Below are 12,513 nucleotides of genomic sequence, written 5' to 3'. Positions count from 1 at the left end.
TAGCGCCCCCTCCCCCCCCCCCCCCCCCCCCCCCCCCCCCCCCCCCCCCCCCCCCCCCCCCCCCCCCCCCCCCCCCCCCCCCCCCACGACCGCGGGCACGGATCGCGATCGGTCCGAATACCTGCGCCACACATGTGGATCACCCCGGCCGGACGGGTAGGGTCCGTGGCATACGGTGCTTCAACTGCAATTCGGCCGCAGGCAAGTTGGGAGATGATCCTGACACCTACCGCAGGGCCATCGCTTACCTGGAGGGAAACGCGTGGAAGCCAACACTCGTAGCACCGGGCGTCTACCAGCTGCCTTCCTGACGCCCGGGTCCTCTTCGTTCATGGACTTCCTGTCCGACCAGTCGCCCGGGTTGCTCCCGGGCAACCGGCAGCTGCCGCCCCTGCAGGGGGCGATCGAGGCGCCGCACGGCACCACGATCGTGGCGGCGTCCTTCCCCGGCGGCGTCGTCCTGGCCGGTGACCGGCGGGCGACCATGGGCAACATGATCGCGCAGCGCGACATCGAGAAGGTCTTCCCGGCCGACGAGTACTCGGCGGTGGGTATCGCCGGTACGGCCGGGCTGGCCGTGGAGATGGTCAAGCTCTTCCAGCTGGAGCTGGAGCACTTCGAGAAGGTCGAGGGGGCGCAGCTCTCGCTGGAGGGCAAGGCGAACCGCCTCTCCACGATGATCCGGGGCAATCTGGCGATGGCCATGCAGGGTCTCGCCGTGGTGCCCCTCTTCGCCGGTTACGACGTCGACCGCGAGCGGGGCCGGATCTTCAGCTACGACGTCACCGGCGGCCGTTCCGAGGAGCACGGGTACGCGTCGACCGGCTCCGGTTCGATCTTCGCCCGCAACGCGATGAAGAAGCTCTACCGAGAGGATCTGACGGAGGAGCAGACGCTCACCCTGGTCGTGCAGGCGCTGTACGACGCCGCGGACGACGATTCGGCGACCGGCGGCCCGGACGTGGCCCGTCGTATCTACCCGATCGTCACCGTCATCACCGACGAGGGCTTCCGGAAGCTCACCGCGACGGAATCCTCCGAGATCGCGCGCTCGATTCTGGAACGCCGGCTGGAACAGCCCGACGGCCCGCGCGCCGCGCTGCTCTGACCGTCCGTTTCCGAGGCTTCTTCGATGCTCCTGCCACTGACAGAAAGGGACGGATAGCCGGTGTCGACGCCGTTCTATGTCTCACCTCAGCAGGCCATGGCCGACCGGGCGGAATACGCCCGGAAGGGCATCGCCCGTGGTCGCAGCCTGGTTGTGCTGCAGTACGCCGACGGCATTGTGTTCGTCGGCGAGAACCCGTCCCGTGCGCTGCACAAGTTCAGCGAGATCTATGACCGGATCGGTTTCGCCGCCGCCGGAAAGTACAACGAGTACGAGAATCTCCGCATCGGCGGAGTGCGCTACGCCGATCTGCGCGGATACACCTACGACCGCGACGATGTGACGGCGCGAGGACTGGCGAACGTCTACGCGCAGACGCTCGGCACCATCTTCTCCAGCGCGGCCGAGAAGCCGTACGAGGTGGAGCTGGTGGTCGCCGAGGTCGGTGCCGGGCCCGAGGGCGACCAGATCTACCGGCTGCCGCACGACGGCTCGATCGTGGACGAGCACGGCTCGGTCGCGGTCGGCGGCAACGCCGAACAGATCAGCACTTTCCTGGACCAGCGCCACCGTGACGGCATGTCCCTCGCCGAGGCGCTGAAGCTGGCGGTGCAGGCGCTGTCCCGTGACCCCAGCGGCAGCGAGCGGGAGATTCCCGCGGAGCGGCTGGAGGTCGCGGTCCTGGACCGTACGAGGCCGCAGCAGCGCAAGTTCAAGCGGATCGTCGGCCGGCAGCTGGCGCGGCTGCTGGAGGCGGACGGCGCCGGTTCGACGCCGACGGACGCCCCTTCGGACGCGGAGGACGGCGAGGGCGCGACCGACTCGGCGTCCGCGGCGGACACCGGCGCGGCGAGCGAGAAGAAGGCCGCCCCGGAGACCTCCGATGCCGGTGAATCCCGGGATTCCACCGATTCGGGCGGCGACGTGGAGTAGCCGGCTCTGCCGGTCTTCGTGCCCCGGTCCGCCTCTCGGCGGGCCGGGGCACGGTCATGCGGTGCGGTGGTCGTGCGGAGGTGCGGTGGTCATGCGGTGCTGTGGTCGGGCGGAGGTGCGCTGGAGCCTCGGACGACCAGCTGTACCGGCAGGCTGCCGGGCTCGGCCGGCCTGCCGTCCAGTACGGCCAGCAGCGCGTTCATGCCGCGCTCGCCGACCTGCTCGGCGGGCAGTTGCACGGTGGTGAGCTCGGGTTCGACGGCCGTGGCCAGCGCCAGGTCGTCGAAGCCGGTGACGGAGAGGTCGTCCGGAACGCGCAGCCCGAGCCGCCGGGCGGCCTTGCAGGCGCCCGCGGCCAGGATGTCGTCGTCACAGACGATGGCGGTGGGGCGGGGTCCGGGGAGGGCCAGTGCGCCTTCCGCCGCCTCGCGGCCGGAGCGTACGTCCAGCGCTGCCGCGACGGAACGGACATCGGTACCGGGGACACCGCTCAGGGTGGCGTGGAGCGCGCGGGCGCGGACCACGAACGTCCACGTGTCGATGGCCGACGCGAGATGGAGGAAGCGGCGGTGGCCGAGGGCGAGCAGATGCTCCGTCACCTGGCGCATCCCGTCGGCGATGTCGAGGTTGACCCGGGCGGCGGGACCCGGCGCCGAGGGATCGCTGTCGAGCATGACCAGAGGGACGCCGGCGCCGTGCAGGGCGGCGAGGGCGTCGGCGGCCATGGACGAGGCGATCACCCCGTCGAGGGCGGCGCGAGCCGATGCGAAGGGGTCCCTGGCCGGGCCCGTGCCGTCGGGTGAGGGGTACAGGACCACGCCGAAGCCGTGCTCGGCGGCCACTGCGGCGGCGCCGGTGTAGACCCGGGCGAAGAACTCGTTGGTGAGGGCGGGGACGACGAGCAGAGCGGTCCTGGTGTGGCCGAGACGGAGATTGCGGGCCGCGAGGTTGGGCCGGTAGCCCAGGCCGCGGGCGGCGTCACGGACCCGTGCGGCGGTGGTCTCGGATACCCGGCCGCGCCATTTGTCACCGAGGACCAGGGAGACGGTGGCCTGGGAGACCCCGGCGGCCCGTGCCACATCGCGGCTGGTGGGCCGTGGCGGGCCGGGTGGGGCTGGGCTGGTCACTCGGGCCTCCGGGCCGGTCTGGGCAGGCGCCGTGCGGTGGACCCGCGGGCTGGGCTCATGGTACGTATGAGCCTCGAAGTTATACGTAAAACCTCGTGTGTCCGGAAGGGCGCTCCAAGGAGAGGGCGGGACATGGCCGCGGGATATCTGGACATCCTCCGGGCGCGGCATGCCGCCCGGCTGCTGACGGGCACCCTGGTGGGGAGGCTGCCGAACGGCACCGCCCCCATCGCGATCGTGCTGTTCACCCGTGCGGAGGGGGGCAGCTACGCCCTCGCGGGCGCGCTCGCCGCGGTGTACGGGCTGGGCACGGCGGTCGGACAGCCGCTGCTGGGCCGCGCCGTGGACCTGTACGGCCAGCCGCGCGTCCAGCTGCCCGCCGCAGCCCTGTCGGCCCTCGGCATGGTCCTGCTCGCCGTGACGGGCCTCGGACGGCTGCCGCTCGCCTACGCGGCCGTGGCCGTGGCCGGACTGTTCACCCCGCCTCTGGAGGGCGGCCTGCGGGCCCTGTGGCCGAGCATCCTCGGCAGCGAGGACCGGGTGCACCGCGCGTACGCCATGGACGCCGTCGCGCAGGAAGTCATGTTCACGGTGGGGCCGCTCCTGGTCACCGTGCTGGTGTCCCTCTGGTCACCGGCCGCCGCGCTGCTCGTCATCAACGCGATAGGTGTCCTGGGGGCGCTCTCCGTCGTCCTGTCCGAGCCGTCCAGGGCCTGGCGTTCCGCGCCGCGCGAGGCGCACTGGCTGGGGGCACTGCGCTCCCCCGGGCTGCTGGCGCTGCTCGGCTCCTTCTTCTTCGTAGGACTGGCGCTGGGGTCCATCACGGTGGCGGGCGTGGCGTACGCCGACGACCAGGGCCGGGAGTCCGTCTACGGCTGGCTGATGGCGGCCCTGGGGCTCGGCGCGCTGATCGGCGGGACGGTGTACGGGGCGCGCCGGTGGGCGGGACCTCCCGAGCGCAGACTCCGGGTGATCGTGGCGCTGCTGGCGCTGGGCTACCTCCCGCTGGTGCTGACTCCGGGAGTGGTGGCGATGACCGTGCTGGCAGCGGTGGCCGGGGTGTTCCTGGCGCCGGCCATCGCCTGCTCGTTCATCGTGGTCGACCGGCACGCCCCGCGGGGCACGGTGACGGAGGCCTTCTCCTGGCTGGTGACGACGTTCGGGGTGGGCGCGGCGGCGGGGACGGCTGTGGCGGGCCCTGCCGTGGAGCTGGGCGGGACCGCGTGGAGTTTCGCCGTCGCGGGGGCCGGTGGAGTGGCCGCTCTGCTCGTTCTGCTGGCGACCGGAAAGGTCCTCGCAGTTCCCGGGCGTAGTGCTGTCGCGGTGCGAGGATCGGAAAATGATCGAAACGGTGCCGTCGAACCCGGTTTCAGCTCGGGCCATCAGGCGTAATGTTCAGTCATGGACCGCCGCATTTTCGGGCTGGAGAACGAGTACGGCGTCACGTGCACGTTCAGGGGACAGCGCCGACTGTCTCCTGATGAAGTGGCGCGCTACCTCTTCCGCCGTGTTGTGTCATGGGGCCGCAGCAGCAATGTCTTTCTGCGGAACGGCGCCCGCCTCTACCTCGACGTGGGATCGCATCCGGAATATGCAACCCCCGAATGCGACAACCTGACCGAACTGGTCACTCACGACAAGGCCGGCGAGCGCATTCTCGAAGGCCTGCTTGTCGACGCCGAACGCCGCCTGCACGAGGAGGGAATCGCGGGCGACGTCTATCTCTTCAAGAACAACACCGACTCGGCAGGAAACTCCTACGGATGCCATGAGAACTACCTCGTGGCCCGGCACGGAGAATTCTCCCGGCTCGCGGACATCCTCATTCCCTTCCTCGTCACGAGGCAGCTGATCTGCGGCGCCGGCAAGGTGCTGCAGACCCCGCGGGGCGCGGTCTACTGCGTCAGCCAGCGTGCCGAGCACATCTGGGAGGGCGTCAGCTCCGCGACGACGCGTTCACGTCCGATCATCAACACCCGGGACGAACCGCACGCGGACGCGGAGCGCTACCGCCGCCTCCACGTCATCGTCGGCGACTCCAACATGTCCGAGACGACCATGCTCCTCAAGGTCGGCGCGACCGATCTGGTGCTCCGCATGATCGAGGCGGGCACGGTGATGCGGGATCTGACCCTGGAGAACCCGATCCGGGCGATCCGTGAGGTCAGCCATGACATCACGGGGCAGCGCAAGGTCCGCCTCGCCAGCGGTCGTGAGGCGTCCGCCATAGAGGTGCAGCGCGAGTACTACGAGAAGGCCGTGGACTTCGTGGACCGCCGCGGCATCCGCACGGGCAACGTCGAGAGGGTCCTCGAACTGTGGGGCCGTACGCTCGACGCGATCGAGGCCGAGGAACTCGACCGGATCGGCACCGAGATCGACTGGGTCATGAAGTACAAGCTCATCGAGCGGTACCGGGCCAAGCACAACATGACCATGTCGAACCCGCGAGTCGCTCAGATAGACCTCGCCTACCACGACATCCACCGCCGCCGGGGCCTGTACTACCTGCTGGAACGCAAGGGCCAGGCCGCCCGCATCTGCAACGACCTGAAGATCTTCGAGGGCAAGTCGGTGCCCCCGCAGACGACCCGGGCGCGGCTGCGGGGCGACTTCATCCGGCGGGCCCAGGAGCAGCGGCGGGACTTCACCGTCGACTGGGTCCATCTCAAGCTCAACGACCAGGCGCAGCGCACGGTGTTGTGCAAGGACCCGTTCCGATCCGTCGACGACCGAGTGGAGAAGCTGATCGCGGGTATGTGAGCCGGCGCGGGACGCGCCTCGGCGCGTGTGCGACTCGGGCCCCGTACGTTCCTCGTACGGGGCCCTGCGCACGCCCTAGAGTGTCGGGGGCCCCCTGGGCTGTGTCCCAACCAATGTGTCGTCTGAGATCTGAGGAACCAGTGCGCCGAATTGCCGGCCTTCTCGTCGTCCCCCTGCTGCTGCTGTCAGCGGCCTGCGGCAGCGACGACAAGGGCTCCGACTCCGCTTCCGCCTCCGCGTCCGCCTCCACGAAGGGCGGATTCCCCGCCATCACGGCTGGGGCGAAGTTCGGCGAGAAGCCCACCCTGGCCAAGGGCACGGGAACGCCGCCCACAGAGCTGAAGACCAAGGTCGTCAGTGAGGGTGACGGCGCCACGCTCAAGAACGGCGACGCGATCCAGGTCAACTACCTGGGCCAGGCCTGGGACTCCGACAAGCCGTTCGACAACAGCTTCGACCGCAAGCAGCCGTTCGATCTGACGCTCGGCGCCGGCATGGTCATCCAGGGCTGGGACAAGGGCCTGGTGGGCCAGAAGGTCGGCAGCAGGGTCGAGCTCGTCATCCCGCCGGACCTCGGCTACGGCGCGCAGGGCCAGGGCGACATCAAGGCGAACGCCACTCTCGTCTTCGTCGTCGACATCCTGAAGGCCAAGCAGATCCCGGCCTCCGCCGAGGGCACCCCGGTCGCCCAGGACAACGCCGACCTGCCGAAGGTGGGCACGAACACCGACGGCAAGGCGCCGACCCTCACGATCCCCAGCAAGGTCGCTCCGCCCAAGAAGCTGGTCTCCAACTACGTCCTGGAGTCCAAGGGCGAGGTCGTCAAGGAGACCGACACGGTCGTCGTGAACTACGTGGCCAAGCTGTGGAAGGACGGCAAGGAGTTCGACAACACCTATACCACGGGCAAGACCGCTTCCTTCCCGCTCGCCCAGGTCACCCTCAAGGGACTCAAGAACGGTCTGATCGGCAAGAAGATCGGCAGCCGTGTGCTGCTCGTCGTCCCGCCGGACCAGGGTCTCGGTGACAAGGCGCAGCAGTCCGTCCCCGCGAACTCCACGCTCGTCTTCGCCGTGGACATCCTGGCAAAGATGTAAGACTGTCCCGGTTGCCCAGTTCATCATTTAGAGGAGCAAGTCAGTGAGCATCGAGAAGCCCGAGATCGACTTCCCGGGTGGCGAGCCGCCGGCCGACCTGGAGATCAAGGAGATCTGGGAGGGCGACGGCGCCGAGGCCAAGGCCGGCCAGACCGTCTCCGTCCACTACGTGGGCGTGTCCTTCTCCACCGGTGAGGAATTCGACGCCTCCTGGAACCGCGGCAATCCGCTCCAGTTCCAGCTCGGTGCCGGCCAGGTCATCAAGGGCTGGGACCAGGGCGTGCAGGGTATGAAGGTCGGCGGCCGTCGCCAGCTGACCATCCCCGCGCACCTCGCGTACGGCGACCGCGGTGCCGGCGGCGGCGCGATCGCCCCGGGCGAGACGCTGATCTTCGTCTGCGACCTGATCGCCGTCTGACCCCGCGCCCGTGCGCTCCGAGGGCCCGTGCCACAAGGCACGGGCCCTCGCTTTTGTCCGGACACCCCGGAGCGGTACGGTCGAGGGTCGTAGAGCAAAACAGAAAGGGCGTCGATGGCGATTGCCAAGGCCGAGCGGCTGATGAACCTGGCGCTGTGTCTGCTGGGGACCCGGCGCCCGCTCAGCAAGCGCGAACTGCGCGGTTCCATCGAGGCCTACCTCGAAGCGGGATCGGACGACGCCTTCAACCGGATGTTCGAGCGCGACAAGGACGATCTGCGCGAGCTCGGTCTGGTCATCGAGACCGTGGAGAACCTGGACGGCGACACCGGCTACCTCGCCCGTCGCGACAGCAACCGGCTCCCTCCGATCACCCTGGACGCCGAGGAGGCCGCGGCCCTCGGACTGGCCGCCAAGGTCTGGCAGCAGGCCCGGCTGGCCGGCGCCGCCAGCGGAGCCCTGCAGAAGCTGCGGGCCGCGGGCATGCCGGAGGCGGAGGACGCGTACGAGGTGCACAGTGCGCTGGAACCCCGTATCCCCGTCCATGAGGCCGCGTTCGAGCCGCTGATGCTGGCCTGCCGCGACCGCCGGCCGGTGACCTTCGACTACCGCAAGGCCAATGCCGCCCGCCCCGAGCAGCGCCAGGTCGAACCCTGGACGCTGGAGTGCTGGCGCGGCCACTGGTACCTGGCGGGCTGGGACCGGGGGCGGGGGGCGGAACGGGTGTTCCGGCTCTCCCGGATCTCGGGCAAGGTGCGTTCGCGGGCCGGAGCCTTCACCGCAGAGGTGCCCGACGTGGTCACCGTCCGCGAGACGGTCGAGAGCTGGGCGGGTGAGACGGCGACGCGCACCGCGCTGATCAGGCTGCGCACCGGCTCCGGTTACCCGCTGCGTGCCCGTGCGATATCGGTCCGGGAACTCGGCGACGGGTGGGAGGAGTTGGAGATTCCGTACGGACACGGTCTGGATGCCTGGCTCGTCGAGTTCGGTCCGGACGTCGTCGTGACCGAACCCGCGGATCTGCGGGCCGACGTGGTGGACCGGCTGCGCGCCGTGGCCAAGGACTGAGGGGACCGTATTCATGGCCACGAACGCCATCGACCAGACCCGCCGGATGCTCTCCCTGGTGACGTATCTGCGTGAGCGCCCCGGCGCCCATGTCCAGGACGTGGCGAGGGCCTTCGGGATCACCGAGGACGAGCTGATCTCGGACCTCGACGTCCTGCCCATGTGCGGGACGAGTTTCCGCGGCGGCGACCTGCTGGACATCGACACCGACGGCGACCGCATCTGGTGGCACAACCCGGACGACGTCGCCGAGCCCCTGCGGCTGGCGGCCGACGAGGCGACGGCCCTGCTGGTGGCCGCCCGCGCCGTCGCGACGCTGCCCGGACTGCGCGAGAGCGACCGCCAGGCGCTGCTGCGGGCCACCGCCAAGCTGGAGACCGCGGCCGGTGAGGTCGGGGCGGCCAGTTCCCGGCTCTCGGTCACCTTCGAGTCCGAGGGCGGCGTCTTCGCCGACGTGGACCGGGCGATCTCCGAACGCCGCCGGCTCTGGCTGCGCTACTACTCGCCCGCGCGCGACGAGCTGACCGAGCGTGAGGTGGACCCGATCAGGCTGTTCGCCGTCGGTCACACCTACATGGAGGCCTGGTGCCGGTCCTCCGAGGACCGGCGTACGTTCCGCCTCGACCGGGTCGCCGAGATCCGGCTGCTCGACGAGCCGGCCGCGCCGCCCGAGCTGGAGCTCCGGGACCTGTCGGAGGGGCTGGTGCAGCCCGCCGCCGAGGACCCGGAGGTGGTGGTCGAGGTCGGTCCCGGCGGACGCTGGGTCGCCGAGTACTACCCGCACGACAGCGCCGAGGAAATGCCCGACGGAGGGCTGCGGATCACTCTGCGCACCCCCGACCCGGCATCGCTGCGCAGGCTCGCGCTGAGGCTCGGCGGGGAGGGGCGCATCGTCTCGCCGCCGGCGCTGGCGAGGAGCGCACGGGCCGCCGCCCGGGCGGCGCTCGCCGCGTACGACGGCCAGGCCTGAGGGGATGCCCGAGGAGATATGACCCATATGTCTGTAGTGTCGGATGTTTCCGTCGTGCCGACCGTGGTCGTTCCCGAATCCGTACGGTTCAAGGCCGCCTGTCCGGAGTGCCGTGTGCGGTTCGAACTCGCGGCGGCGGAGTTCCGTCTCGCGATCGGCGCGAGCAGCCGGACCACGTTCTACTCCTTCACCTGCCCCGCGTGCCACGCGTCCGTCCGCAGACCCGCGGGGGAGCGGATAGTGGAACTCCTCACCGGCGGCGGCGTGCGGACGCTGCGCCTGCACACCGGTGCCTGACTCACCACTTCGGACCTTCGGTCTCCGGACCGTCGGACACTAGACACATCGAGGCTCTGCGCATGTTCTGGCCCATGCTCGCCATCGCCCTGGGATTTCTCGGCATCGCCGTCCTGGGTGTGCTGGCCGTCAAGGTCTTCATCGAGGCCCAGCGCCTCGGCCGCCAGGTGACGCGTACCACTGAGCGCATCAACCGGGCCGCCGAGGACCTTGAGCGCGCGGCCACCGATCTTGCCGCCACGGGCGAAACCCTGCGATAGCGGGGGCTGTTCGCTCCGGACGGGCGCGGCCTCCTCTTTCCTGGGAGCGAGGGGTACGCTGCTGGTAACGGCCCTGGCAGGAGGCGCGGGCCGCATCAAAGTATGCCTAGGCATTGCCTCGCGTTTACTCCCGCGGGTTACGATCGCTCCCAGCGAAATGGTCGGACGTGTGTCCGGCCCAAGGGCAGCGAGCCCACCTCCAGCCGCCTCAGCGAGAAGGAAGCACATCATGGGCAATCTGAAGCCTCTCGAGATCGTTCTGATCATCGCTGTCATCCTGCTGTTGTTCGGTGCCAAGAAGCTTCCCGACATGGCCCGTTCCCTCGGCAAGTCGGCCCGCATCCTCAAGAGCGAGGCCAAGGCGATGAAGAAGGACGACGAGCCGGCGGCCCCCGCGGACACGGCTGCCGACCAGGGTGCTCAGCAGCCCGCCGCGGCGCGCACGATCCAGGCCGCTCCCGGTGACGTGACGAGCTCCCGCCCGGTGAACGAAGCAAAGCCCACCACCCAGAGCTGATAGCTGACGGGTCCCCCGACAGCTGCCGCACGAGACGAGGGAAGTGGGTTGCTCAAGTCTGCCCGCAAGCAGGAGAAGGACGGCGAGGGGCGGATGCCCCTCGCTGATCACCTGCGTGAGTTGCGTAACCGACTGCTGATCGCGGTCGTGGCGGTCATCGTGATCACGTCGGTCACGGCCTTCTTCTACCAGGACGTGATCGACTTCCTGATCCGGCCCATCCTGAAGTCGGTCGGCTGCACCGACGGCCGGAAGTTGCAGACCAACGGCAAGCCGTGTGCCGAGATGACGGTGAACGGTCTGGTCGCTCCGTTCTCCATCGCCCTCAAGGTCTCCCTCATGGCGGGTGTGGTGTTCTCCACTCCCGTCTGGCTCTACCAGCTCTGGGCGTTCCTGGCCCCGGGTCTGCACAAGCACGAGAAGCGCTACGCGCTGAGCTTCGTCGGTGCCGGTGTGCCGCTCTTCCTCGTGGGCGCCGCGCTCGCGTACGTCCTGATGCCGCAGACCGCGGCGGTGCTGCTCGACTTCACACCGGACAACACGACGAACCTGCTGCCCGTCGACGACTACCTCGACATCGTCACGCGCATGGTGATCGTGTTCGGCCTGGCCTTCGAGCTGCCACTGCTGCTCGTCCTGCTGAACTTCACCGGAGTGCTCACCGCCAAACGGCTGGGCTCCTGGTGGCGCGCCATGATCATGGGCATCACGATCTTCGCCGCGGTCGCCACCCCGACGGGCGACCCGCTGACGATGGTGGTGCTGGCCGCGCCGATCGTGCTGCTCTACTTCCTCGCGCTCGGTATCTGCCTCGCCAACGACCGGCGCAGGCGTCTCAACAACCCCGACGCCGAGCTCGACGACGACGAGGCGTCGCAGCTTGACCTCACGCCCGAGGACATCGGCGACATGGAGAATGTGTCGCCCTCGCTGCCCACCCAGGCGGACGGGGAACAGGACGGCGGACGATCGGGCCGGCGAACCGGTTACGACGACATCACCTGACCTTGTAGGGTCCCCGGGTGACCAGCGAGATCACCCTTTTCGTCAATCCCACCGCAGGACGCGGCCGGGGCGCGCACGCCGCGCAGCCGGCCGCTTCCGCGTTGCGGGACGCAGGATTCTCCGTCCGTACGGTCCTCGGCGAGGACGCCGACGACGCGTTGCGGCGGGCGCGCGAGGCCGTGGCCGGGGGGACGGGCGCGCTCATAGCCGTCGGCGGCGACGGGATGATGTCCCTCGCCCTCCAGGCGGTCGCCGGAACCCTGACCCCGCTCGGTGTCGTCGCCGTCGGTACCGGCAACGACTTCGCCCGCGCTCTCGGCCTGCCGATCAGGGACCCCGCGGCGGCGGGACGGCTGGCCGCCGCGGCGCTCAAGGGCGGTGCCGTCCGCGAGATCGACCTCGGCCGGGCCGGTGAGCGCTGGTTCGGGTCCGTGCTCGCCTCCGGCTTCGACTCCCGCGTCAACGACCGGGGCAACCGGATGCGCTGGGTCGGCGGCCGGTTCAAGTACGACCTGGCGATCCTCGCCGAGCTCGCCGCCTTCAAGCCCCTCACGTACCGCATCGGCCTGGACGGCGGACCGATGCGGGAGATCGAGGCGACGCTCATCGCCGTCGGCAACGGGTCGGCCTACGGTGGCGGCATGCGGATCTGCGCGGACGCCGTCATGGACGACGGCCTCTTCGACGTGACCGTCGTCGGCGCCTGCAGCCGCACCACTCTCCTCAGGGTCTTCCCGAAGGTGTACAAGGGGACGCACCTCGGTCACCCCGTCGTCACCACGCACCGGGTGTCCTCGATCTCTCTCGAAGCGGTCGGTGTCACCGCGTACGCGGACGGTGAGCCGCTCGGCCCGCTCCCGCTGACCGCCACCTGTGTACCCGGTGCGGCCCGGGTGCTGGGGGCCGGTCCTCCCGCGCGCCTCTGACGCTTTCGCGCACGGGCCGGCGGC

14 protein-coding genes and 1 pseudogene are annotated in these 12,513 nt (G+C 69.8%); 14 read left to right on the top strand and 1 reads right to left on the bottom strand.

What is annotated here, in order from left to right:
• Window positions 1–125: 125 nt before the first annotated feature.
• The 3 genes and pseudogenes from ACZ4LX_RS22800 to prcA form a co-directional block, all read left to right on the top strand.
• A pseudogene (locus ACZ4LX_RS22800) lies at window positions 126–311 on the top strand (endonuclease domain-containing protein); the annotation flags it as partial.
• Window positions 263–1,108 carry a proteasome subunit beta gene (gene prcB, locus ACZ4LX_RS22795; RefSeq protein ID WP_467647906.1) on the top strand — a complete coding sequence of 282 codons (846 nt, stop codon included), beginning with the start codon at window positions 263–265 and terminating at the stop codon, window positions 1,106–1,108. The pseudogene ACZ4LX_RS22800 and the gene prcB, both read left to right, overlap by 49 nt.
• A gap of 60 nt (window positions 1,109–1,168) precedes the next feature.
• Window positions 1,169–2,041 carry a proteasome subunit alpha gene (gene prcA, locus ACZ4LX_RS22790; protein WP_467647913.1) on the top strand — a complete coding sequence of 291 codons (873 nt, stop codon included), beginning with the start codon at window positions 1,169–1,171 and terminating at the stop codon, window positions 2,039–2,041.
• 89 nt (window positions 2,042–2,130) lie between these two features.
• On the opposite strand, the gene ACZ4LX_RS22785 is transcribed toward prcA, so the two are convergent.
• Entirely contained in the window at window positions 2,131–3,168 is a 1,038-nt protein-coding gene (locus ACZ4LX_RS22785) for a LacI family DNA-binding transcriptional regulator (protein WP_467647918.1), read from the bottom strand.
• Window positions 3,169–3,300: 132 nt separating this feature from the next.
• Here ACZ4LX_RS22785 and ACZ4LX_RS22780 point away from each other — a divergent pair, with 132 nt between their 5' ends.
• The 11 genes from ACZ4LX_RS22780 to ACZ4LX_RS22730 all read left to right on the top strand — a co-directional run bounded on the left by ACZ4LX_RS22780 (window position 3,301) and on the right by ACZ4LX_RS22730 (window position 12,489).
• The gene (locus ACZ4LX_RS22780) at window positions 3,301–4,560 is read left to right on the top strand and encodes an MFS transporter (protein ID WP_467647922.1); all 1,260 of its coding nucleotides are present in this window, start codon (window positions 3,301–3,303) and stop codon (window positions 4,558–4,560) included.
• Between the two features lie 9 nt (window positions 4,561–4,569).
• Entirely contained in the window at window positions 4,570–5,931 is a 1,362-nt protein-coding gene (gene pafA, locus ACZ4LX_RS22775; RefSeq protein WP_467647926.1) for a Pup--protein ligase, read from the top strand.
• Between the two features lie 140 nt (window positions 5,932–6,071).
• On the top strand, window positions 6,072–7,028 hold the full coding sequence (locus ACZ4LX_RS22770) for an FKBP-type peptidyl-prolyl cis-trans isomerase (protein WP_467647931.1): 957 nt from the start codon (window positions 6,072–6,074) through the stop codon (window positions 7,026–7,028).
• Between the two features lie 43 nt (window positions 7,029–7,071).
• Complete coding sequence (locus ACZ4LX_RS22765) at window positions 7,072–7,446, top strand: FKBP-type peptidyl-prolyl cis-trans isomerase (RefSeq protein WP_467647936.1); 375 nt, start codon at window positions 7,072–7,074, stop codon at window positions 7,444–7,446.
• Between the two features lie 114 nt (window positions 7,447–7,560).
• Window positions 7,561–8,514, top strand: coding sequence for a helix-turn-helix transcriptional regulator (locus ACZ4LX_RS22760; protein ID WP_467647939.1), 954 nt, complete (start codon window positions 7,561–7,563; stop codon window positions 8,512–8,514).
• A gap of 13 nt (window positions 8,515–8,527) precedes the next feature.
• The gene (locus ACZ4LX_RS22755; protein WP_467647942.1) at window positions 8,528–9,484 is read left to right on the top strand and encodes a helix-turn-helix transcriptional regulator; all 957 of its coding nucleotides are present in this window, start codon (window positions 8,528–8,530) and stop codon (window positions 9,482–9,484) included.
• 18 nt (window positions 9,485–9,502) lie between these two features.
• Window positions 9,503–9,781, top strand: a complete 279-nt coding sequence (locus ACZ4LX_RS22750) for a hypothetical protein (RefSeq protein ID WP_467647945.1) — start codon at window positions 9,503–9,505, stop codon at window positions 9,779–9,781.
• Window positions 9,782–9,843: 62 nt separating this feature from the next.
• The gene (locus tag ACZ4LX_RS22745) at window positions 9,844–10,041 is read left to right on the top strand and encodes a hypothetical protein (RefSeq protein ID WP_467647949.1); all 198 of its coding nucleotides are present in this window, start codon (window positions 9,844–9,846) and stop codon (window positions 10,039–10,041) included.
• A gap of 226 nt (window positions 10,042–10,267) precedes the next feature.
• Window positions 10,268–10,558 carry a Sec-independent protein translocase subunit TatA gene (tatA, locus tag ACZ4LX_RS22740; protein ID WP_467648119.1) on the top strand — a complete coding sequence of 97 codons (291 nt, stop codon included), beginning with the start codon at window positions 10,268–10,270 and terminating at the stop codon, window positions 10,556–10,558.
• A 48-nt stretch (window positions 10,559–10,606) separates the two neighbouring features.
• Entirely contained in the window at window positions 10,607–11,563 is a 957-nt protein-coding gene (gene tatC / locus ACZ4LX_RS22735) for a twin-arginine translocase subunit TatC (protein WP_467647955.1), read from the top strand.
• Window positions 11,564–11,580: 17 nt separating this feature from the next.
• The gene (locus ACZ4LX_RS22730; RefSeq protein WP_467647959.1) at window positions 11,581–12,489 is read left to right on the top strand and encodes a diacylglycerol kinase; all 909 of its coding nucleotides are present in this window, start codon (window positions 11,581–11,583) and stop codon (window positions 12,487–12,489) included.
• Window positions 12,490–12,513 lie beyond the last annotated feature (24 nt).

It is taken from the genome of Streptomyces sp. NPDC026062, from assembly GCF_055568375.1.
This window is presented reverse-complemented; position numbering and strand designations above follow the sequence as displayed.

Excerpts from the sequence above, each read along its gene's own strand:
- ACZ4LX_RS22750 (WP_467647945.1), top strand. The coding sequence starts at position 9,503 with ATGACCCATATGTCTGTAGTGTCGGATGTTTCCGTCGTGCCGACCGTG.
- ACZ4LX_RS22780 (WP_467647922.1), top strand. The coding sequence starts at position 3,301 with ATGGCCGCGGGATATCTGGACATCCTCCGGGCGCGGCATGCCGCCCGG.
- ACZ4LX_RS22760 (WP_467647939.1), top strand. The coding sequence starts at position 7,561 with ATGGCGATTGCCAAGGCCGAGCGGCTGATGAACCTGGCGCTGTGTCTG.
- ACZ4LX_RS22745 (WP_467647949.1), top strand. The coding sequence starts at position 9,844 with ATGTTCTGGCCCATGCTCGCCATCGCCCTGGGATTTCTCGGCATCGCC.
- ACZ4LX_RS22755 (WP_467647942.1), top strand. The coding sequence starts at position 8,528 with ATGGCCACGAACGCCATCGACCAGACCCGCCGGATGCTCTCCCTGGTG.
- pafA (WP_467647926.1), top strand. The coding sequence starts at position 4,570 with ATGGACCGCCGCATTTTCGGGCTGGAGAACGAGTACGGCGTCACGTGC.